This window comes from Rhodococcus sp. NPDC059968 (genome assembly GCF_042738615.1).
Taxonomy (GTDB): Bacteria; Actinomycetota; Actinomycetes; order Mycobacteriales; family Mycobacteriaceae; genus Rhodococcus_F.
In genome coordinates, this window is sequence record NZ_JBHWUE010000138.1 from 1 (window position 1) to 20,601 (window position 20,601).

Annotated in this window: 17 protein-coding genes; 9 read left to right on the plus strand and 8 right to left on the minus strand. The window is 67.0% G+C overall.

All coding sequences use genetic code 11. The features are described from left to right. The first annotated feature begins 144 nt into the window (after positions 1-144). Entirely contained in the window at positions 145-492 is a 348-nt protein-coding gene (locus ACFWAY_RS48490) for a hypothetical protein (protein WP_378458785.1), read from the plus strand. A gap of 272 nt (positions 493-764) precedes the next feature. On the opposite strand, the gene ACFWAY_RS48495 is transcribed toward ACFWAY_RS48490, so the two are convergent. Genes ACFWAY_RS48495 through ACFWAY_RS48515 form a run of 5 tightly spaced genes read right to left on the minus strand, consistent with a single transcriptional unit; the run spans position 765 to position 5,458 of the window. After that, positions 765-1,421 carry an NAD(P)-dependent oxidoreductase gene (locus tag ACFWAY_RS48495; RefSeq protein WP_378515782.1) on the minus strand — a complete coding sequence of 219 codons (657 nt, stop codon included), beginning with the start codon at positions 1,419-1,421 and terminating at the stop codon, positions 765-767. Beyond that, complete coding sequence (locus tag ACFWAY_RS48500; RefSeq protein ID WP_378515783.1) at positions 1,418-2,230, minus strand: MBL fold metallo-hydrolase; 813 nt, start codon at positions 2,228-2,230, stop codon at positions 1,418-1,420. The genes ACFWAY_RS48495 and ACFWAY_RS48500 overlap by 4 nt, the downstream gene beginning before the upstream one ends. After that, positions 2,230-3,786 (minus strand): zinc-binding dehydrogenase, encoded by a 1,557-nt coding sequence (locus tag ACFWAY_RS48505; RefSeq protein ID WP_378515784.1) that lies wholly within the window; start codon positions 3,784-3,786, stop codon positions 2,230-2,232. The genes ACFWAY_RS48500 and ACFWAY_RS48505 overlap by 1 nt, the downstream gene beginning before the upstream one ends. A gap of 25 nt (positions 3,787-3,811) precedes the next feature. After that, on the minus strand, positions 3,812-4,372 hold the full coding sequence (locus ACFWAY_RS48510; RefSeq protein ID WP_378458781.1) for an ester cyclase: 561 nt from the start codon (positions 4,370-4,372) through the stop codon (positions 3,812-3,814). 24 nt (positions 4,373-4,396) lie between these two features. After that, entirely contained in the window at positions 4,397-5,458 is a 1,062-nt protein-coding gene (locus ACFWAY_RS48515; protein ID WP_378515785.1) for a hypothetical protein, read from the minus strand. 131 nt (positions 5,459-5,589) lie between these two features. On the opposite strand from ACFWAY_RS48515, the gene ACFWAY_RS48520 reads away from it, so the two are divergent. Then, entirely contained in the window at positions 5,590-6,285 is a 696-nt protein-coding gene (locus ACFWAY_RS48520) for a TetR/AcrR family transcriptional regulator C-terminal domain-containing protein (protein WP_378458779.1), read from the plus strand. Positions 6,286-6,503: 218 nt separating this feature from the next. Here the strand turns inward: ACFWAY_RS48520 and ACFWAY_RS48525 are convergent, their stop codons facing one another. Together ACFWAY_RS48525 and ACFWAY_RS48530 are read right to left on the minus strand one after the other, a co-directional pair. After that, positions 6,504-7,955, minus strand: a complete 1,452-nt coding sequence (locus ACFWAY_RS48525) for a DUF2252 domain-containing protein (protein ID WP_378515792.1) — start codon at positions 7,953-7,955, stop codon at positions 6,504-6,506. A 1,355-nt stretch (positions 7,956-9,310) separates the two neighbouring features. Then, on the minus strand, positions 9,311-10,387 hold the full coding sequence (locus ACFWAY_RS48530) for an enoyl-CoA hydratase/isomerase family protein (protein WP_378515786.1): 1,077 nt from the start codon (positions 10,385-10,387) through the stop codon (positions 9,311-9,313). A 30-nt stretch (positions 10,388-10,417) separates the two neighbouring features. On the opposite strand from ACFWAY_RS48530, the gene ACFWAY_RS48535 reads away from it, so the two are divergent. Both ACFWAY_RS48535 and ACFWAY_RS48540 read left to right on the plus strand, forming a co-directional pair. Beyond that, entirely contained in the window at positions 10,418-11,671 is a 1,254-nt protein-coding gene (locus tag ACFWAY_RS48535) for a CoA transferase (protein ID WP_378453879.1), read from the plus strand. After that, positions 11,668-13,071, plus strand: a complete 1,404-nt coding sequence (locus ACFWAY_RS48540) for an amidohydrolase family protein (protein WP_378515787.1) — start codon at positions 11,668-11,670, stop codon at positions 13,069-13,071. The genes ACFWAY_RS48535 and ACFWAY_RS48540 overlap by 4 nt, the downstream gene beginning before the upstream one ends. A gap of 109 nt (positions 13,072-13,180) precedes the next feature. Here ACFWAY_RS48540 and ACFWAY_RS48545 read toward each other — a convergent pair whose 3' ends face one another. Next, positions 13,181-13,423 carry a DUF2889 domain-containing protein gene (locus tag ACFWAY_RS48545; protein WP_378515793.1) on the minus strand — a complete coding sequence of 81 codons (243 nt, stop codon included), beginning with the start codon at positions 13,421-13,423 and terminating at the stop codon, positions 13,181-13,183. Between the two features lie 292 nt (positions 13,424-13,715). Here ACFWAY_RS48545 and ACFWAY_RS48550 point away from each other — a divergent pair, with 292 nt between their 5' ends. The 5 genes from ACFWAY_RS48550 to ACFWAY_RS48570 all read left to right on the plus strand — a co-directional run bounded on the left by ACFWAY_RS48550 (position 13,716) and on the right by ACFWAY_RS48570 (position 20,437). After that, complete coding sequence (locus ACFWAY_RS48550) at positions 13,716-14,477, plus strand: SDR family NAD(P)-dependent oxidoreductase (RefSeq protein ID WP_378515788.1); 762 nt, start codon at positions 13,716-13,718, stop codon at positions 14,475-14,477. A gap of 152 nt (positions 14,478-14,629) precedes the next feature. Next, complete coding sequence (locus ACFWAY_RS48555; protein WP_378515794.1) at positions 14,630-15,472, plus strand: 3-carboxyethylcatechol 2,3-dioxygenase; 843 nt, start codon at positions 14,630-14,632, stop codon at positions 15,470-15,472. Positions 15,473-15,520: 48 nt separating this feature from the next. Next, complete coding sequence (locus ACFWAY_RS48560) at positions 15,521-17,179, plus strand: FAD-dependent oxidoreductase (protein WP_378515789.1); 1,659 nt, start codon at positions 15,521-15,523, stop codon at positions 17,177-17,179. Next, the gene (locus ACFWAY_RS48565; RefSeq protein ID WP_378515790.1) at positions 17,176-18,756 is read left to right on the plus strand and encodes an AMP-binding protein; all 1,581 of its coding nucleotides are present in this window, start codon (positions 17,176-17,178) and stop codon (positions 18,754-18,756) included. The genes ACFWAY_RS48560 and ACFWAY_RS48565 overlap by 4 nt, the downstream gene beginning before the upstream one ends. Before the next feature lie 64 nt (positions 18,757-18,820). Beyond that, entirely contained in the window at positions 18,821-20,437 is a 1,617-nt protein-coding gene (locus ACFWAY_RS48570) for a bifunctional 3-(3-hydroxy-phenyl)propionate/3-hydroxycinnamic acid hydroxylase (RefSeq protein WP_378515791.1), read from the plus strand. Positions 20,438-20,601 lie beyond the last annotated feature (164 nt).

The following is a 20,601-nucleotide window of genomic DNA, read 5'->3' on the forward strand; positions in this document are numbered from 1 at the left end:
CAAGCACCCGCACCACCGCAACGCGCCCTGCGTAGACCGCAGACCGCTCGTCCTCTCGGGCGACTCCGTGCCCTCGCCATAAATAAACGGTATTGACTTTAGACCCTATTCGCAAGTGCTTTCGCCGAGCTTACGATTCAGCGCGTGACACTCGGCTCCCTGTCCTTGGCCCTTCTACGTGTGAACTACCGACTGGCGCGGCTTCCGCTGCAACTGATCGAAGACGTGGCGGTGTCGCGGCTCGACGAACAGGAGCCGATTCGGCTCGCCTACGAGCAGATACTGATCGACTGCGACCGCGCCGCGGCGTACCTGCTCGACGACGAGAATGCGGCCAGGCGGGCGGCCGATCTGGAGCGGCGGACCGCGTCGGTGCGACTGCTGATTGCCCGTGAACATCACCGCGTCCAGCGTCGTGGTGTGATCTTGCTCGATGAGCAGCGTGAGCGGTTTCATCAACGCCGCCAGCAGGACGCGGGTCCGCCGACATGACGTGTGCCGTTTTCGCCGTTACGGTGGTGCGCGGTCAGCACAATCGACCGGTGAGTCGACGGGCCCAGGTGGGGCGTAGCGAAGTTTCGCGCATCATCAGGGCGCGCCGACTGCGCCGTTTGACGTGCAATCATCCAAAGTTACCGAAATATGACAACTTTCCGGATTCGGCGGGGCCGCTGATGCCGTGTGTGATGAGTGCGGCCCGGGGTGATGTGGATGCGCAAGCACCGCGGAAGTCGCTTGGTGGCAGAGGAAGCGTCATCGATCAGCTAGGACACGGTGCCGGGGTCGGAGACGAGGAGTCGTTTTCCGCGGGTGCCGTCGTTTTCGGCGGCGTCGAGCATGGCTGCGGCGACGGTGGCGCGGGAGACCTTGGGCAGGCCCGACACCTTCGTGACCGTCGACATGGGTCGGACGGTGGCGTGGGGGTTGAGTGGTCCGTCGTCGAGGATGACCGGAAGTATGCGGGTGACATCGAGTTGGGTGTTCGGCAACGCGGTTTCGGAGATTTGTTTGTCTCGGTATGCGGAGGCGACCATCGTCTTGTAGGCGAGCCGGGCCAGGGGTGAGGCGGTTCGCGCGGAGTTACCGACGCCGTAAGCCGACAGCAGTACCAGCCGGTCGACGTGGGCGTCGCGCATGGCGGTGGCGACGAGCGGCAGGTTGTCCTGCATCACCGTGACGCCGAACATGCCGGCGAGTCCACCCTTCGGCCCGAGCGCACACAGGACGACGTCGGTGCCGGACAGTGCCGACACGAGCGCATCGTGATCGTCGAGGTGGCCGCCCGCGATGGTGAGTCCGGGCCGCGGGGTCAGGGCGTCGGGGCGGCGGCAGTAGGCCACGACGTGGTGGCCGCGGTCGATTGCTTGGTCGATGATCTGGCGTCCGGTTCCACCGGTGGCGCCGATCAGTACGAGCTTCATGAGGAAGGGTCCTTTCGGTTGCGTTGCTGGGCCTCGCGCAACAGGAACGGGTCGTGGGCGTTGACGAGCAGCAGGTCGGGTTCGGCCGCGGCCCACAGTTCGGTGAGCCGCTGATGGTTGGCCTTGACCTTGTCCCAGTCGTGAGCGATGAGGCGTTCCATCGCGCGTAGCGCCTTGGGCGCCTTGGCGGTGCCGTCGATCTGACCGTGGTGATAGAAGGAGTCGCCGACGTGCAGAATCCACCTCTCGCCCGCGTCGACCGCGACGGCGGCGTGGCCGCGGCTGTGGCCGGGCAGGTCGATCATGACGATGCCGGGAGCGATGTCGGTGAGTTCCTGGCCGCCGGGGAAACCTCGCCACGTTTCCGACGTGGAAGGGGTGTGTTCGACGAGCCTGGGGTGGTGGTCTCGCTCGCCGGAGAGGTACCGCTGCTTTTCCGTCAGGCCTCGGGGGTGCAGCGCCGCGAACGCTTCGGCGGCGGTCAGGTGAATCCGTGCCCATGGGAAGTCGGCCAGGCCACCGACGTGATCGGCGTCGAAGTGGGTGAGCACGATATGCCGAACGTCCTTGGGATCGAACCCGAGGCGTGCGATCTGGCGGATGGCGGTCTCGTCGGGATCGTAGGTGGGCCGAACGTAGAATCTGGCCGGGCCGAACCGGTTCGCCCGGTCGTGGGGATCGCGCAGACCCAGGCCGGAGTCGACCAGGACGAGCCCGGCGCTCGTCTCGAGGAGCAGGACATGACACACCAGACCGTCCGGCGTTCCGGGCGGCCGCATCGTGCCGCAGTTGAGGTGGTGAACCCGCATCAGCGGGCCGCGAGCATTGCGGGGTCGATGACCTGAACGGGGTGGGTGCCGTCCCAGTTCCTGGCGGCCAGCTCGACGTAATCGAAGAGCTGCGCCTTGGCGCCGCCGAGGTCCGAGATCTCGATGCAGGTGCCGGGGTGGTGTTCGGTCTGCAGGTATGCGAAGCGTCCGGTGGGGCCGCCGAGTTGTCCTTCCTGGCCGACGGTGAATCCTGCGGCGAGCGCCCGGTCGTACAGGTCCTGGTAGTCGGTCGACCAGTAGGCGAAGTGCTGCAGGCCTTCGTGGCCGGCGTCGAGGAAGTCCCGGTACATCGACGGTTCGTCGTTGACGGGGGTGATGATCTCGATCTGGATGTTGCCGCTGTTGGCGACCGCGACATCCATTGCCATCCCGGAGGGTCGGCCTCGGTAGGTGAAGTTTTCGGGTTGCACGTTGCGCAGCAGGAACCACGGCCCGATGCCGCACTTGACGAAACCCTCGATGGAGGCGTCGATGTCGTGGACGACGTAGCCGAGCTGGGTGATGCTGCCGAAGAAGTTGGCGACGGGCGCCCGGTCGGCAGGCTCATCGGCGGGGCCGTCGGCGAACGACAGCAGGATCTTGCCCAGCGCCTCGTTGGAGCGCAGTCGCTCGGCGGCGTCGATTGCCCGCTCGAACGGGAAGATCTTGTCGATGCGGGGGCGGATCCTGCCCTCGGCGAGGGCGGGGAGGACGGCGGCGTGTAGTGCGCCGCAGACTTCGCCGAGTTCGTCGGGGGTGCGCACACTGAAGGTGGTGCCGATCAGCCGCTGCCGCCGGAACGCCAGTTGGTCGAGGTCGAGGCTGGTGCCGGGGCCGGCGAGGCGGCCGATGTTGACGATGACACCGCCGACCCGGGTAGCGGCCGGGAGTTGGGCGAAGAGTTCACCCCCGATGTGGTCGAGGGTGACGTCGACACCCTGACCGTCGGTCGCGGCGAGGACGGCGGCGGCCAGGTCTTCGGTGGTGGTGTCGATCGTGACGTCGGCGCCGGCGGCGATCATCGCCGGCTGCTTGTCGGCGCTGGTGGTGGTCGCGATGACGGTGCTCGCGCCGAGCGCCTTGGCCAGCGCAATAGCGATGAGGCCGATGGACGTGGTGCCCCCGACGATCAGAACCCTGTCACCGGAGGTGAATCCGGCTTGAACGAGGGCGTCGTTCTCGGTCGCCAAGGCGACGGGCAGGGTGGCGGCTTCCTCGAACGACATGTCCTCGGGGATCGGCAGGACCATGCGCGGGTCGCACAGTGCGTAGTCCGCGAACGCGCCCATGGTGACGCCCATGACCCGGGTGCCGACCGGGTACTGCGGGGCCAGTGGGCTCGAGGTCTCCACGACGCCGGCGAACTCCATGCCTGCGGGGTAGACGTCGCCGGGTTTGAGGTTCGGGCTGTAGGTGCCTTCCAGCATGTAGAGGTCGGCCCGGTTGAGGGCCGCGGCGATGACCCGCACGCGCAGGGCGCCGAGTTTCATGGCAGGTATCTCGGTGTCGTCCTTGGCAACCCAGTCCGATTCGAGGCCGCCGATGAGTGCACGCATGATGGTTCTCCTTGCCGAGCGAGGGTCAGTGGGTCAGGTCCGGGGCGGTGGTGTCGAGCAGTCGGGGATCGGGTTCGCTGCCGGCCATGGCCAGCAACCCGACGACGGCGCGGCCGAGGGTGAGCAGGTCGCGCGGATTTTTCTTGTCGAGGCTGCCGAGCAGTTGCGAGAGGATCGTGAGCTGGTCGAAGTAGATCCGTTCGGTGACGAGGTTTTCGGTCTCGTCGAAGATGAAGTAGGCGGTCATCCGGGTGCGATGCCGGCCTCCGGTCGGCGGGATCTTGCCGAGCGGACCGAGATGAGTTCCCATGAGCCAGAATTCGACGATCACAGCATCGGCACTGTGGCGCAGGGCGATGATCTCGTGGTCCTGGTCGGGGAAGGCGACTCGGGTGTCGTGGTAGTACCCGCGAACGGGGCCGTCGCCGTCGTGGACGGTCATGCCGGCGATGAGTTCGTAGTGCGGGTGTGGGAACGTGTCGAGGACGTCGTCCCAGTCCTGGCGGACTTCGTCTTGAAAGTGGTCGAGCACGAGCTTCTCCCGTGCCCGCAGGACGTCCTCGGTGGGGATGGTGTGGCGCGACATTGCGGTCTCCTCGGGGTGCGGCGCTCAGGACTGGTGGGTGATGGCGTGGTGACTGAAGGTGGGCCGGGTGCCCGGGTTGGTCCACATCGGCGTCAGCTCGCTGGAAGGGAAGAACTGCAGGAACCGTGAGTCGGTTTGGCTGTGGTCGGCGATCGTCTTCTCGAGAACGACCGAGTTGTATTGGTCGGCAGTGGTTTCGATCGTGTTCGCATTGAGCACGACTTCCTGTTGCCAGGACGACGACCATCGGGCCAGGCCGGGCAGCGTGGAGTGTTCCGGTGTGAGGCATTCGGCGGCGATGACGTTTTCACTGCTCACCCAGATTCCGGTCGATGTGTTGAGTGCCAGGCTCTGGTTGCCGAACACGTGCCCGGGTGTCTTGATCACGGCAATGCCAGGGCCGAGAAGGACGGAGCCGTCGATCGGCAGGAACACCTCGACGGGGATGTCGCGGTACGTCTGTGGTTGATACCACGGGGTTTGCAGCGGATGAAGGTCTGACATCCCGATCAGCTCGTCCCGCTGGACGATCACCTTCGCGTTCGGGAACACCGCGTCCGGCTGCTCACCCAAGTCCGGCTGGTAGGCCGTCGTCCCGACCCAGCGGCGCAGGTCCTGGGTGTGGAGGTGGTCGAACACGATGAAGTCGACATCGGCCGGAGCAATGCCCAGGGCCGCGAGGTGGCTCGAGACGCTGCCGTGCTCGGTGACCATTCGCTTGGCGAGCGGCGACGGTGTGCGGCGGACGAGTTCGGCGAAATATGGCGTGTTACGCCCCAGATCCACGTCGCTCGGCTCGAAGAGCAGCACCCGCTGCCTGCCGTCGCTTTCGTTCCACCGGATCACCAGCATCCGGTTGGTGATGGAGAGGAAAGGTGCGATGGCCCGCGATGCCCGGAACAGTCCGAATCGCGTCGGGTACGGCAGGGTGACGAGGTCGCACGTGTCGATCCGCTGCGGCATCCCGGTCGCGGCGAACTCCCGGCGGAAGTGTGCACCGCTCGACCGGGCGGCGCGCAGCCGGTCACCCGGCCCGCCCGCGCTCTCGCGTTCGAGCACGTCGATGCCGTCTCCGACACTGCTCAAGTCGGACAGATCCTCGGCCGTCCACCGCAACACCATGACGGGTCCCTTCTCTCAGGCTAAAACCACACTGTGGATTTATCTATTAATCCACGGTGTGGATTACCGTGTCAAGGCATGCGAGGATGGACGTCATGACAGACGCGGTACAGACGAGCACGCGCCGTGGCCGCCCGCCCGCCGGACAGTCCGTTCTATCCCGCGACGCGATCCTGGAGGCGGCGATGTCCGTCATCGACGACGACGGCGTCGAGACGCTGAGCATGCGCACCGTCGCACGTCGGCTCGGGGTCGACCCCAAGAGCCTGTACAACCATGTCGCGAACAAGGACGCTCTGCTCGACGGAATCGCCGAGCTCATCTTGTCCCGCATGATGGTTCCGGAACCTCTCGGCAGTCTTCGGGAAGACATCACCGCGATCGCGTGGTCGTTCCGGGACGCCGCTCTGGCCGGGCACCCCCGCGCGGCACGACTCGTGCTGACGCGCCCCGTGGAATCACTGATGACCCTTGCGCCCCTCGAGGCGGCGCTCGCCACGTTCATCCGGGCGGGAGCCTCACCGGACTTCGCGGTTCACGGGCTGCGCACCACACTGGCGTTCATCACGGGCACGCTGCTGCGCGAGGTGGAAACCGCGTTGACCTTCGCCCAGAGCGATCCGGCCAAGGCGACGGCACGGCAGCAGGCACTCGAATCCGTCGAACTGCCCAGCGTGCACGCGGCCGCAACGTACCTCGCCACCTGCGACCACGAGCAGGAATTCGAATTCGGCCTCACACTCCTCGCCGACGCTTTCGAGCGTCGAGTGTGCACGGATCGGCGAGGCTGACCGTGATCGGTGTTGTGGGCGACTGCGACCACAGAATTGGGTCGATGCTTTCATCGCGCGTGCGTGGCGTCGGCGGACCACCCTCGGGGTGTGTGGGCATGCTGGGTCGGCTGCGAGGCGCCCGAACTTCGGGTCAACCTTCGCTGTGGTGTCTTGTCCCCATTTAATCCAGTGCGAGACCGCCAGACCGGTTGCCTTGGTGATTTTTGGGGCGCGGCTCACAGGTTGGGTTGTGCCTGGATGGTTCCGGCGGCGACGGCGGCGGCGAGTGCGGTGTGATCGTGTTCGTTCTGGTCGGCGTAGGTGTCGGCGAAGTCGGCGAGTGCGTTGTCGAACTTGGTGGAGTTGCCGAGGTACGCGGAGATGGCGACACGGTCGCCGGAGCGGGCATGTGCGCGGGCGAGGGTCCAGCCGCAGAGCTGGGCGTAGAGCTGCATGCTCCGGGGGCGCATCGTGTCGATGTCGGCGGACATCTTCCAGTCCCGGAGCTGGCGGAGGTAGTAGTCCTCGTCCCGGCCGCCGGTGGGCTGCGCGCGCAGCCAGCCGAGGAAGATGTCGCTGGTGGCCTGCATGAGGCGTTGTCCGGTGACCACCCGTTCTCCCTGGTTGGTGTACTCCGATTCGCCCGCGTAGGCGGCCAGGACCGACTTGTCGGCTTGTTTGGCTTGCAGGAGCAGGGCTTCGGCCTCGACTCCTGCTTCGAGCAGCAGAATCCACGCGCGGGTGCCGACACTGCCCACGCCGACCACCTTGTGTGCCACGTCGGTGAGGGTGAAGTGATCGAGCAGGTGTCGTCGGTCGGTTTGGAGGGTGTCGCGGTAGGCGGCGACCAGATCTCGTAGTCGGTCGAGCAGCAGATCGGGGTCGAATCCGGTGAGCTCGTCGATCGGGACGATCAGCGGTGGATCGCTGATGATCCGCCGCGTGCGGTCGATGACGGTGGTCAGCTTCCCGATCGCCTGCAGGCGGTCGCGGGTGTGCGCCTTCGCGAGCACGGTTTCGGCCGCCTCGAGCTCCGTCTTCCTCTGCTTCGACTTGTGGGAGGTGAGCGTGGACTCGTACTCGGTGAGGGCGTCGTCGATGTTGAGGTGCGCGTACCAGACGTCGAGGATCGGCTGGGTGGCGAAGGTTCGCATGGCTGTGCGGTACGCGCCCACGGCCGCGAGTGTGGTCTTGCGGTTCTGTTTGGTAGTGAATCCGTTGTCCCGTCCTGCCACGACGAGGCTGGCGGCCAACCGTTTGACATCCCATTCGAACGGGCCGGGCAGGGTCTCGTCGAAGTCGTTGAGGTCGAAGACGAGACGACGCTCAGGTGAGGCGTAGGCACCGAAGTTGGACAGGTGCGCGTCACCGCACAGTTGAGCGTGCAGCCCTGACGTCGGGGCGGTGTTGAGGTCGGCGGCCATCACCAGTGCCGCACCTCGGTAGAATGCGAACGGCGAGAACAACATCCGATCGTATCGGATCGGCAGCAGCTCGGGTACGCGGGTCGCGGCCTGGCTGAGCAACAACGTGACCGGATCACGCGAGGGTGCCGGCCGGAAGTCGGCGTGCCCGTCCAATGGTGCCTGCGCGCGTGCCGCCCTACCCGATGCGGCCCGTTGCTCGCGGCTCGGACGGGGCGCCCCGTCCCGGCTTCGATCCGAGAACGGCACCGACTCACCGGCCATCGCGGATCGTTCGTTCGCGCAGCGCACGATGATCCACACCCTTTCGGCCGGCGGCGTGATAGTGCCAGTCAAGCACTGTTGGTTGCGGTCGGCCAGGACCGTCGGAGTTCCCCGAGTGCAGTCCGGCACCGACCGCGGGGCGTCGATAATTCATCTCCTGTGCGAGGCAGCTGCGGTCGGCGTTGCGGCTTCGACGCGGCTGACGGGGAGCCCAGCCGACCACACCGGTGTGGGTTTCGCAGTCTGGGCACGACCCGGGGGCAGTGCACCACCTGACCGTCCCACCACGCAGTGGGTTCGGTAGAAAAGCGTGCAGAACATGCACGATTGCCGCTGCGGCAGCTGCCGACCGCGGCGACGACGACGAGACCGTCACCCGTCGGTGGGAGTTCGCGATTCGGATTCAGTCCCGATTGCCGGCGCCCGGCCATCTGGAAGCCCTCGCGATCAGCATTCACCACGAATACCAGCTGCACAACGCCCGATTCGACGTTGGTCAGGCGCGCCCTGGCCGACGGGGGTCAGCTGGTCGGACATCGGACGAATTCTCGATAACGAAGCAACCCGCGCACGGGTGGTACCGCCGGCAGCATCGGAAACCGGACTATGTCAAATCCTACTGTGCTCGTCCAGGAATCCGACCAGGCCATGAGGCGGGGGTCGGGCACTGCCCCGCCACGTGCAGCGCTCGCCGGTGTCTAACCGAGCGACGTCGGTCTGTCAGTCTCAGTCTTGGCTTCAAATCCTAGGTGGGCAGGGCACTGTCGCGGCAACCGCAGGCGGGTGGGTGAACTTCGCCGTCGGGGGGTGGTGACCGGCCCCGGTCTGGCGGGCGACCGGCATCGCGTCCGTCGCGTCGCGACGACCGAGCCACCCTGGTGATCGACAAGCGGGACAGGGTGGTCGACGACCTGGGCCGCCGATCTGCGCGGCGCATTGGGCGACGGAGTCCTCGATTTCCTGAACATCATTGTCCAGGATTGGGTCGTGCCTGCAGCGTGATGTGTGGTTTGACGCAGGGTCCGGCGGATCTGAGAAAGTGCGGCTTGCGGCCGCTCTGCGGACACTTGCATGGCGTTGTGGTGCGCGATCGCGGTGCGTCGGCCTTCCTGTTCGCGGCGTCGTGCTGCGTCCGCCGGGGCGCGAAGTCCGCTGGGGGAGGCCCTGTCCAGTCGGTGTGGATGAGTTGCCAGCGGAGGAGACCGACTGGTGAGCTGATCCGGTCTGCTGTGGGCGAGGTCCAGCCGCGTTTGCGGTGTCGCAGACGTTGCGGATGTGCCGGTGTGGGGTGAGTCCGAGTGAGCGGGCGGTGAGTGTGCACACGACGAAAGACCAACTAGGGCGTTGCGTGGACTCTAGAGCGTCGGGGCGTTGCTGATTTCGTCGATGAGACCCCATGCCAGCGCGGTGTCGGTGTCGAGGGCGGCGCCGGTGGCGCACAGCCAGAATGCCCGCCATCGGCCGATTCGTCGCGGCACGCTCACCGTTCCGCCGGCTCCGGGGATGAGCCCCATGGACACCTCCGGCAGGCGGAACACGGTGCCCGGCGCGGCCACGATTCGGCCCGCGAATGCGGGTACCTCGATACCGGCGCCGACGCAGCTACCGTGCACTCGGACCTCGATACGGTCGGCCAGCTGCGCTACCAGCCGGCCGGCGCCGGCGCGGGTGCGAATGAGGTGCGCGGTGGCGAGGTCGGGGGTGGTGCCGAACTCGTCGAGGTCGCCGCCCGCGGAGAACGACGGACCCGCTCCGTCGAGCACGATCGCGGTGACCGTGTCGTCCGCGATGGCCAACCGGAGCGCTTCGACGAGCCCGTCGCGGACCTCGGCGCCGTAGGCGTTGCGGCGCTCGGGCCGGTTGAGGGTAATGCGCAGCCGCTCGGCATCGCGCCGCAGCAGCACCGGTTCCTGCGGCGACGGCGGCGGCAGGGGGCGCGGACCACGCTGCTCGAGCCACCGCCGGAACCCCGGCGTCCCGAGGAGCGTGGAGTAGGCCAGCGATTCGACGTCGATCGCCTGTGGCACCGGGAGATCTTCCGACAGGCGCAGGACCTGGCCGAGCACGATCGCGGAGTGCACGTTGCCGGCCACGACGCCGTGCAGTTCGGCGAGCGCGGTGTCCAAGTCGTCCACACCGACGACCCACGGGTCGGCCGGGTCGGCGTCGGTGGCGAGGGTGGTGTCGAGGCCGGCGGCGAGGTCGGCGATTGGTTCGGGCAAGGGGCCCGGGGTGCGGCGCACCCCGACCAGCAGCCGGTCGGTGCGCCGCGCCCGCTCGGCCGCGCGGGCCGCGGTGTCCTCGTCGACCGCGACATCGAGATCCACCACGAGCAGCGGAGTGTCCACGAGGGCACCTGCGGCGAGCAGCGGAGTGCCGGCGACTCCGTCCACGAGGTCCTGTGGGGTGATCACGGTCTGCGAGGTATCCACGGATGACAGCTTGCAGCATAGGATCGAGCGGTGTTCACCCCGCCCCCGCTCGCACATCCGGCGCCGGATCCGGTGCGGGACTGGGCCGAAAGCGGTGTAGTCGCCCTCACTGGCCGTGCGGACGGGCCACCGCTCGTCCCTCCCGGTCGGGCGGCGACGGTCGCGCGGGCGATGGCCTCGTGGATCTCCGATGTCAGCGCCCTCGGTGGTCGGCGAATCGACGTCGACGGTGCCGGGTTGCTGTCGGAGCGGGCAGCGTTCACCGGATTCCGGCGCCGGGGCGACGTGTCGCTGGGCGGCAGTTGCCGGTTGCTCCCGTCGGCAGAGGGGTGGGCCGCCGTCTCCTGCGCCCGGCCCGACGATCCCGCGCTGCTCGGGGCCTTGGTGAGCGACCTTGTGGACGAGGACGATCCCTGGCCTGTCGTCGCCGACTGGGTGCGCCGACACAGCGGCTCGGAGTTGGCCGAACGGGCGGCTCTGGTGAGCATTGCGGCGGGCCCGGTGTTGCGGGCGAGCACACCCCCACTCCCGCCGATGCCGCTGCACCCTCGGCCCGTCGACGGGTTGCTGGTCGTGGACTTCAGTGCCCTGTGGGCGGGCCCGCTGTGCGCCCATCTGCTCGGACTCGCGGGAGCGCGTGTGGTGAAGGTCGAGACGCCGGACCGCCCGGACGGCGCGCGACGCGGGAACGGAGCGTTCTACCGACTCCTCCACGCGGGCCACGAATCGGTGGTGCTCGACCCCGCCACGACCGAGGGGCGCCGCGCCCTGACCGCACTCGTCGCCGCCGCCGACATCGTGATCGAGGCGTCCCGTCCGCGCGCTCTGTCGGGTTTCGGGCTCGACGCCGCTGCGGTTGTCGACCGCGGGGCGACGTGGGTGTCGATCACCGCCGCCGGACGCTCCGCCGACCGTATCGGCTTCGGCGACGACCTGTCCGCGACCGCAGGACTGATCGCTCGTGATGTGCGCGGCCCGGTCTTCGTCGGAGACGCGCTCGCCGATCCACTGACCGGGGTCACCGCGGCGGCGCTCGCGATGTCGGCGCCCGCCGACGGGTCGGGGCAACTCTGGGATCTGTCGATGTCGGATCTGGTCGCGTCGACGCTGACGGACGACCCGGTGCCGAAGCCCAGCCTGTCTGCCGACCGATGGGTGGTCCAGACGGCATCGGGGGTCGTTCCCATCGCCGAGCCGCGCGCACGGGAACCAGCCGGGTGTGCCCCCGAATCCGGCGTGGACACCGCGGCGGTGCTGCGGTCGTTGGGGATCGCGGCGCCGTGACCGACCTCGTGATCCGCAATGCGGAGGTCGACGGCGTCGCCGGGATCGATGTGTCGATCTCCGACGGCCGGATCGTTGCGGTGGGGCCGAAGTTGCCCGTGACGTCGGCGGACCTGATCGACGCCGAGGGCGGCGCACTGATTCCCGGCCTGCACGACCACCACCTGCACCTGCATGCGATGGCCGCTGACGCAGCGTCCGTGCCTTGCGGGCCGCCGGGTGTCCGCGACGGCGCCGCCCTGGCGGACGCGCTCGGGCGGGCGCCGGGCGACGACAACGGCTGGGTACGCGGCGTCGGCTACATCGAGACGGTCGCGGGCGACCTCGATGCCGACGCCCTCGACCGACTCGACGCCGCCCGGCCGGTGCGCGTCCAACACCGCAGCGGTGCGATGTGGATGCTCAACGGTGCCGCCAGTGCTGCCGTGCGTTTGGCCGAGGCGGCGCATCCAGGAATCGAGCGCGCCCCGGACGGCCGTCCCACCGGCAGGGTGTGGCGCGCCGACGACTGGTTGCGTGACCGGCTCCCGCCGTCCGGTCCGCCGCGCCTCGATGCGGTCGGCGCCGCCCTCGCTCGGTGGGGGATCACGGGTGTCACCGACGCCAGCCCGGACCTCGACCCGCGTTCACGCGCAGCGATCGAGACGTCGGTCTCGGACGGCCGCCTGCCGCAGCGGGTGCACCTGCTCGGCGCAGCGCCCGACAGCGATACCGCCTCACCGCAGGGCCGGGTCACCGTGGGCCCCTACAAGATTGTGCTGGCCGACTCCGGGCTTCCCGACCTCGACGACCTTGCCGACCGGATCCGCGACGTCCACGACCGGGGCCGGGCGGTGGCCGTGCATTGCGTCACCCGGGAGTCGTTGCTGCTTCTGCTCGCGGTTCTCGACGACGTCGGAACAAGGGCCGGTGACCGCATCGAGCATGGCGCGCTCATCCCCAGGGAGACGATCGACGGCCTCCGCCGACGTGGACTCATCGTCGTCACCCAGCCCGGTTTTCTCGCGCACCGCGGTGACGATTACCTGCGCGACATCGACGAGATCGATTACCCCGACCTGTATCGCTGCCGGTCACTGATCGAGGCGGGCGTCCCGGTCGCTCTCTCGAGCGACGCCCCGTACGGACCACCGGACCCGTGGGCGGTGATCACCGCCGCGGTGAACCGGCGGGCGCCGACCGGTGAGGTCGTCGGCGTCTCCGAACGCATCACTGCTGCAGATGCATTGACGCGGTATCTCACACCCGCGGACGATCCCGGCGGCAGACCCAGCACCGTCCGTCCGGGCGCACCCGCGGATCTGGTGCTTCTGCACGCTCCGCTCGCCGACGTCCTCACCGCACCATCCGCCGACGCCGTCCGAGCCACCCTCTTCGGTGGAACACCGCACCGAATCTGAGAGGCACGACGAGCTCGAGACCGCCGCGCGGGTCATCGAGCCGCAGGCCGTGGCCTACCGAAACCGCAGGGGCGGAAACGTCCGCAAGGGGTCCTGATCCTGATCCTGCTCAGCGCAATTCGCGGACGAGGGTCGGAACCTCGGCCAGTGCCCGCATGGCGTCGTTGAGGTGCGTGCACCCCTCGGTTCCGGCGAACTTCTCGAGCACGACGGAGCGCAAGTCGGGGAGGGGAGTGCCGAGGATCTTCCCCACATTGCGTGACGCGAGCGGGCACTCGTCGTAGGGCAGCACCCGGGGGTCGGCATCGATGGACAGCAGTTCTCCGGTCGCCGGGTCCGCGGTCGCGGTCAGCCGATACTTCCGGGAGTGACGCCTGCTGCTGACGGCGGCCGTCCTGCGTCAGTTTCCGCGGCGGTGCGACACACGCATCTGTGCCAGAAATCGCCGGCGGGAGCCATCCGCTGCCGGGGAAGAGGGTGCAGAGCTTCACGAGGACGGTCCAGAAATCACCGCGAGTGTCAGATCATGACCGAGAGATCAGTGCTGTTGTTGTGGCAATCCGGGCGTGAAGCGACAAAGTCATTGCAGAGTTGAACAATGACTCGGTATCTTGCTCGTGCGAGTATTCCTCAAAGGAGACGTAATGTCAGAAATGTTGCAGGGCAGGCGCATCATCATCACTGGAGGCGCCAGTGGGATGGGTGAAGGCTTGGTACGTGCATATCCCGCTCTCGGAGCCGAAGTGGTATCGCTCGACCTTAACGAGCGCGAGGGACGTGAGATCGCAGAGGCGAGCAAGGCTCGATTCGTCCAATGTGATGTGTCGGAACAAGACTCGGTCGATGCGGCGTTCGCGGAGGCCGTCGATTTACTGGGCGGTCTCGACGTCCTGATTCACGCCGCGGGCATCGCTCCGGGCGGAGCGGCCGAGGAGATTCCGCTCGACACCTGGAATCGGGTCATAGGCATCAACGCGACCGGCACGTTTCTAACGAATCAAGCGGCGTTCCGCCATCTGAGGGACGGCGGCGGACAGATCATCAACTTCGCGTCCGCCGCCGGGGTCCAGGGCTTGACGAATAAGGCTGCGTATTCGGCCAGCAAAGGCGCTGTGGTCGCGTGGACCCGCACCGCGGCTCAGGAATGGGGAAAGTACGGCGTCACCGTCAACGCCATCGCTCCGGCCATCTGGACTCCCATGTACGACAAGACCCGAGCATCGATGACGACGGAACAATTGGCCGCGCACGATGCGTACATGGCGAAAGCCGTCCCGCTCGGAGGCAAGCTCGGTGACGTCGAGAAGGATTTCGTTCCGGTGCTGGCCTTCCTCTCCGGTGAGGGCGCCCGGTTCATGACTGGGCAGATCTTCCCGGTCGACGGCGGAACTCTGATGATGAGGTAACCGAAAAACGGCACACCCTCGACGTGACGACCATTACCATCTAACGTTGGTGTCATGTTTGACTCGTGTCACGGACCGATAGCGTTCCCCGGCGACGAGTCAGGTTCGAGGAGGATGTCTTGAGTGAACTGAAGCAGGCGACGGCGAACCGGATGGTGGTGTGCGCGAGCCACAGCCCAGGAATGGAGCGAGACGTCGACCGAGTGTTCGGCACCACGTTCCGGACGGGGTTGGCACGCGCGAGTGCGATCGTCCGAGAATTCGATCCCGATTACATCGTCCTGTTCGGCGGGGACCACAGAAGGGCATTCCGGCACGTCGTCCCCACTTTCGGGGTGGCACTGTCTGCCGGGATCATGGCGGAAGCCGGGCACTCTGCAGGCGCATTGAACGTCCCCCAGGGCATTGCGAGAGGCCTCGCCGAGCATCTGCTCGACTCCGGGATAGATATCTCGGTCTGCCGGGATGTGCAGCTCGACCACGCGTTCGCACAGCCTTTGCGTGATCTGACCGGCAGCGTGGACGCGTATCCCGTCATCCCGCTGCCCATCAACTGCGCAACGGCGCCGTTGCCCAAGGCCGAGCGGGTGCTCGCGTTCGGGGACGCAGTGGGCCGGTATCTGTCCGGAACGGGCGATCAGGTGCTGGTAATCGGCACCGGTGGTCTTTCGCATTCGCCACCCAGTCTCGAAGTGGACACGTACGACATCAGCGACGAGGAACGCGCCAGGATCATCGCGGAGGGTTCCGCCGCCGCGCGGAACAAGATCAAACCTGCGTGGGACAAGGCCTTTCTGCACGCATCGGCGACCTGGGACAGGGAGGCCCTCGCGCGTCTGACCGACAGCGCGCACGCGGATGCCGGTGCGGGAGCCAATGAGGTGCGGACCTGGTTGGCTGCAGGTGCGGCGGGTGGCGGCGTTCCGCTCGAGCCGCTGATCTACGAGCCGGTGGAGGAGTGGATCACGGGCATGGCCGTCGCGGTGTCGGCGTGATCTGACAGCTTTAGATAGAACTCTGCGGTCCTTTCTCTGCACGGAGGTGTGTTCGTGGGCTCGTCGTTCGATGTGGTGATTCTGGGTTCGGGTGCTGCGGGTTTGACTGCGGCCTTCACGGCGGCGGTGAGCGGTGCCCGGGTGGGGGTATTCGAGAAGGCCGACAAGGTCGGCGGTACGGCCGCGTGGTCGGGCGGGAACGTATGGATTCCGAACAATCCGCTGATGGGCGCTGCCGGCGTCGCGGACTCCGAGGAGGAGTCGGTGGAATACATCATGTCGCTGTCACGGGGCTTACTCGACGAGGATCTGGTGCGAACGTTCGTTGTGGCGGGGCGCGAGATGGTGACCTTCCTCGACGCGGAGGCCGGAACGGAATTTTATGTCGCCGAGGGGTTTCCGGACTATCACGCCGAACATCCGGGCGGTAAGCCCGGTGGCGGAAGGACGTTGGAGACCCCGTTGTTCGCGTTCGACGAGTTGGGGGAGTGGGCGTCGCGGGTGACGCCGGGACCCTATTTCGCGAATCTGCATCTCGTGCAGTGTGAGACACCGATTGGCGCCGCAGTGCCGCGGCCGCCGTCCGAAGTCGAGGTCGCTCGCCGCCGGGAGCGCGACGAGCGGGGACGAGGTCAGTCGTTGGTGGGACGGTTACTCGCCGCCTGCCTCGAGGCCGGGGTAGAGGTGTTCCCGGGCATGCGGGCGCGAAGGTTGGTGACCGCGTCGACGGTGGGCGGTGGTGTGGCGGTGACGGGAGCGCATTTCGAGTCGGCCGGCGGTAAGCACGTCGAGGTGACTGCCGGGTCGGGTGTGGTGCTGGCGACGGGGGGATTCGAGTGGAACGAAGAATTCAAAAGGGCATTCCTGCGGGGCCCGCTGACGCATCCGGTCTCGATGCCCACGTGTGAGGGCGACGGCTTGTCGATGGCGATGCGGGTCGGGGCGATGCTCGGGAACATGAGAGAGGCGTGGTGGAGTCCGGTGGCCGAGTTGCCGGACGGTGTGAACGAGATGAACCGGGTGATGGTCAATGCGGACCGCACACGGCCAAGGTCGATCATGGTGAATCGCTCGGGGCGGCGTTTCACGAACGAGGCGGCGAACTACAACGCCTTCGGCGGGGCATTTCACCAGGAGGATGTGACCGCCTTCCGCTACGCCAACCTTCCGTGCTGGTTGATCTTCGATCAGGAGTATCTGCGGCGTTACGGCACGGTCGGACCGTGGCCGCCGGGAGAGGTAGCGCCGGAATGGATGACACGGGCCGGCAGCATTGCGGAGTTGGCGGCCGCCCTGGGGATTCCGGTCGACGCGCTGGAACAGACGGTCGAGCGGTGGAACGGACAGGTGGCGGAGGGATGTGATCCGGACTTCCACCGCGGTGAGAGTGCGCACGACCGATGGTGGGGCGACCCGCACCTGAAGGGTGCCGTCGAGGGCACCCTCGGTCCGCTGACCGAGGCGCCGTTCTATGCGGTGCGGCTCGAAAGTGGGGCGTTGGGGACGAAGGGGGGACCGAAGGTCGACAAGCACGGCCGGGTGGTGGACCTCGACGGCGGGGTGATCGGTGGGTTGTATGCGGCGGGCAACGTGATGGCGTCGCCGTTCGGGATGACGTACGGAGGCGCGGGTGGGACGCTGGCGCCGGCGATGGTGTTCGGTTATCTCGCCGGTCGTCACGCCGCATCGAGAACGGTGCATGCATGACCTCGGGTCGGACCTCGGAACTGCCCGGGCATCTGCACTCGGACACCATCTTCGACCTCGTGATCGCTCGGGCGGACGCAACGCCCGACGACACCCTCGTGATCGACGAGCATCGGCGCACCACGAGCTTTCGGGAGTTCCGAGAATCCGTCGAGCGGGTTGCCGCGGGCCTGGCCGAACGCGGCGTCACCGCGGGCACGGTGGTCTCCTGGCAGTTGCCGAGTTGGACCGAGACCATGGTGCTGACCATGGCACTCTCCCGGATCGGCGCCGTGCAGAATCCTCTGATCATGATGCTGCGCGAACCCGAGGTGGAGTTCATCTGTCGTCAGGTCGGCAGCCGGCTGCTGATCGTCCCGGAGGAATTCCGCGGTTACGCCCACGGCGAGATGGCACGTTCGGTGGCCGCTCGGCTGCCCGGAATCGACGTCCTCGTCACCGACCGCACCCTTCCTCGAGCCGAACCTCGCACCGAGCAACCGCCGCCGAAGCCGACCGATGTCCGCTGGGTGTTCTACACCTCCGGCACCACCTCGAAACCCAAGGGCGCCCGACACGTGGACGCGGGACTACTTGCCGCTGCCGAAACATTCTGTGAAGCCATCGCTCCCGGACCGAATGACAGGATCGCTGCGCTCGCACCGATCGCCCATGTGGGCGGAGTTCTGCACCTGCTCGTCGCGCTGATGTCCGGTGCAGCGTTGATCACCACCGACGTCTTCGAACCCGAGGCGACCGCGCGACTCCTCGCCGACACCGGTGTCACCCTGGGAGGCAACGGAACCCCCTTCGCACAAGCCTTTCTCCGACAACAGCGTGCGCGTGATGGTCGGCTGTTCCCGGACCTAAGGGCCTTTCTCATCGGGGGCGCGCCGCGTCCAGTCGCCCTGCACCGCGAGGTCTCGAGCGAACTCGGCGGGGTGGGCCTGGTGTCCGGATACGGGCTCACGGAATGCCCGTTCCTCGCGTGGGGGAGTCCCTCGGGCAGCCCGAACGAGATCGCGGTGACCGAAGGCCGTCCGGGACCCGGCACCTTCGTACGTATCGTCGGCGCGGACGGCTCCGACGTGGCTGCCGGCGAGCGCGGTGAACTGAGAGTGAAGGCCCGGCAACTCACCGTCGGGTACGTGGACGCCGCACTGGACGTCGAGGCCTTCGACGACGACGGTTACTTTCGCACGGGTGACCTCGCCTTCCTCGACGACGAGGGTTGCCTCAACATCGTCGGCCGTCTCAAGGACGTGATCATCAGGAATATGGAGAACATTTCCGCCCGGGAAGTCGAGGATCACCTCGTCACCGTTCCCGGACTCGTCGATTCGACGATCATCGGACTCCCCGACCCGGAGACGGGTGAACGCGTCTGCGCGGTGGTGGTACCAGAGGACGCTGCGGCGGCTCCGAGCCTGGCCGGAGTCTGCGAGCACCTCGTCGGCCGCGGGCTGAACAAGCGCAAACTGCCGGTGCAGCTCGAGGTGCTCGACCAACTGCCACGTAATGCCATGGGCAAGGTCGTGAAGAAGGATCTGGCTCGACTGTTCGGGGAAGAACACCCGACGAGCCGCGGCGTGAACTGATGCCCGATCGAGCACAGCAATTCGAATCCAACGCGAACAACACTCGTGCGAGGAGGCACTTCTGATGGAAATCGAGGTCGAGGTCGCGGTGGTGGGTGCCGGTCCATGCGGTGCCACACTGGCCAATCTGCTGGGCACACAGGGCGTGACGACGGTCGTGCTCGACAAGGAGCCGGCGATCATCGACCATCCGCGGGCGGTGGCGGTCGACGACGAATCATTGCGCTCGTTCCAGACCGCGGGGATCGTCGACGACATCGTGCGGGACACCATCCAGAATGCGCCGATCCGGTACTACAACTCGCGCGGCAAGCAGTTGGCCCACGTGCGTCCCAGCGGGCAACCGTACGGCTGGCCTCGACGCAATCTGTTCTTTCAGCCGCTGATGGAAGCCGGGCTCCGGAAAGGCCTCGACCGTTTCGGCCATGTGGAACTCCACACGGCCACCGAGGTCACGGAGTTGAAGCAGACCTCGAACGCGGTGCACCTGGTAGCGAAGTCCGAGGCGGGTGAAGTGCGGGTGCGAGCGCAGTACGTTGTCGGCGCGGACGGTGGCCGCAGCTTCGTCCGTGACGCAGCGGGTCTGCTGCTCACCGGGGAGACGGCGCCGTCGAAGTGGCTCGTCGTCGACGTCAGCGAAGATTCCCTCGATGCGCCCTATTCAGCGGTCTACTGCGATCCGGATCGGCCGGCGATGACGATCCCGCTACCGTACGGGTATCGGCGATTCGAGTTCAAACTCCTACCTGACGAGACCGAGGAGGACGTCGTCACCGATCGATCCGTCGATCGGCTGCTGCGAAAGTTCTACCACGGGATACCGATGCCCACCGTCCTGCGGCGTCGCGTGTACTGGCATCATTCACGGACAGCGGACCGGTTCGGGTCCGGCCGCGTCTTCGTCGCTGGCGACGCCGCGCACCTGCAACCGCCGTTCTTCGGGCAGGGCATGAACTCCGGAATCCGTGACGCGACGAACCTGGCCTGGAAGTTGGCGGCGGTCGTCCAGGGACGGGCCGGCAACCGGTTGCTCGACACCTACGACGCAGAGCGTAGGAAGAATGCCGAGGCGATGGTGTCGTTCGCCACCCGGATCGGGAGCTACTATCAGCCGCGTAATCGCGCCACCGAGGTGGTGCGCGACGCCGTGTTCCGTGGGGTTCAGCTGATTCCCGGCGCGCGCGAATACATTCTGCAGATGAAATACAAGCCGGCGCCGCGTTACACCGACGGGGTGGTGGTGGCCGAACCGGAACAGGACTCCGGCTCTCCGGTAGGCCGGCTCTTCGGGCAGCCTTCGGTGCAACTCGCCGACGGCAACCGAGTGAAGCTGGACGATGCGGTCGGACGGGGATTTGCTGTTCTCGGACTGACGAGCGATCCAGCAGAATCGCTCTCGCCGGCCACTCGAGCACGCGTGAATGCGCTGGGGGCGAAGTTGTTCCGAGTGACGGCTCCGCCGTCCGCACGCCGCCACGGGTTCAGGGTGTCGAGCAGCGGAAGCAGTTCGAGCACCGAACTGTTCGACGTCGACGGTGCGTTCCGCGACCTGAAACTCGAACGTCGGCAGGACGAGGTGATCGTCCTGCGGCCGGATCGGTACGTGGCAGCGGTGTGCCGGGCCGACGAACTCGACCGGGTCATGTCTCGCCTGTGCGACGGGATGGCCATTCCCGGCTGAACTGCGTTGCGGCCCCGGCCTCCCCGAGAGAGGGGGCCGGGGCCGAGGTGGTGCAATCGTCGCAGATCGCCTAGAGCGTGTCTGTTAAACGTTCGGGGATCGGTGCGGGATGCTGCGTGAGTGTTGCGTACCGATGAGATTTCCGATGACCTGTGGGCTGTGAT